Here is a 1172-nt window from a genome sequence, read left to right as displayed (position 1 = left end):
CTTTTAGATAAGGAAATAAATTAAAGAGTGAAACGATTCAAATTATTAAAAGAAAAATTACAAGACATCCAAACTAATTTAAAGATTTTGAAGAATAAGTATTCAAACATCTCGTCTGATGAACAAGAATACTATTTAAATGATTTAAGAAAAGATGTAAACAAGGTAGTTTGAGATTTAAGAAAAAGTTTTTGTGAATCTGATATTGCATATTATGAAGAAGACAAAATAGGTATGGTTCAGCCTTTAGTACTTCTTGTAAGTGATTTATTAAATGAACCTGAATATAGTTTTTCATTATATAAATTGTTCTTGGAATTGGTAGGACAATTCAGTTTCCTTTTAAATGATTTTGTATCTAAATTGCTAAATGAAAAATATTTATCTAAATAGTCTAGAATTGAAAATATTTAATATGGATATTAATATTAGAAAAAAGTTTTTATCAAGCACAAATAAAAAACTTATTAATCTTTTTCATATAGTAGACAAATTAGAAACTTCTTTAGAAATATTAGAAAATCCTAAAATTAATCAATCAATCCAAAAAATTAATGATGAGTTATTGTATATCTTTTATCAAGTTCAGCATCAATTAAAGCAATGAGAAATTAATAATCATGATAAAAAAGATATTACGATTGCAAATTAAATATAAAAAAATATCCACCAAGGGTCATTTGACCAAAAAGAAGTGGATATTTTAATTTTCATTTTTTTTATTATATAAAAACATAACATTGAAATGTAACTTTTAGTTTACATTAACATATTTAAAGCAAATATTAAAACTAATCCCCAATGTATTTACTTTTGTAGTAGTTTTTCATTTCATTTGAATCTATGCGTTCATTTGATTTATCAAACTCAAATAAACCATTTCTTGCTTTTCTTCATGGAGTTTCTGAACGACCTAAGGCTTCTAATTCAAAACCTGATTTATGTCCATAAGTATAAAAAACTGATTCTAAAAGGTCTAATGTTTTTTTGTCAAAAACATAATCATTTGGTTCTTCTTTTTGAATATCACAAAATCTATAATCTTTAAAATCATTTCAGATTTGTGGGGACATAGGTCTGTGCACTCATGCTTCAAATCAAGCATCATTTAGTAAACCATTTCCAAATAATGCTCAAGACCAAGCTTCAGCATAATAAGTCAACATTTGCAA

At 24.4% G+C, this 1172-nt stretch carries 3 protein-coding genes; 2 read left to right on the top strand and 1 reads right to left on the bottom strand.

From position 1 onward, the window contains the following. Positions 1 to 27: 27 nt before the first annotated feature. Both BCF89_RS08845 and BCF89_RS03380 read left to right on the top strand, forming a co-directional pair. Entirely contained in the window at positions 28 to 393 is a 366-nt protein-coding gene (locus tag BCF89_RS08845) for a hypothetical protein (RefSeq protein ID WP_111518964.1), read from the top strand. A 22-nt stretch (positions 394 to 415) separates the two neighbouring features. Then, the gene (locus BCF89_RS03380; protein ID WP_170108368.1) at positions 416 to 652 is read left to right on the top strand and encodes a hypothetical protein; all 237 of its coding nucleotides are present in this window, start codon (positions 416 to 418) and stop codon (positions 650 to 652) included. A gap of 139 nt (positions 653 to 791) precedes the next feature. Here the strand turns inward: BCF89_RS03380 and BCF89_RS08840 are convergent. Beyond that, positions 792 to 1172, bottom strand: a 381-nt coding sequence (locus BCF89_RS08840) for a Panacea domain-containing protein (protein ID WP_277870067.1), incomplete at its 5' end; no start/stop codon positions are given.

The organism is Metamycoplasma auris, assembly GCF_003253435.1.
Classification (GTDB): domain Bacteria; phylum Bacillota_I; class Bacilli_A; order Mycoplasmatales; family Metamycoplasmataceae; genus Metamycoplasma; species Metamycoplasma auris.
Note: the sequence above shows the minus strand (reverse complement) of the source record. Positions and strands in the feature narration are given on the sequence as shown.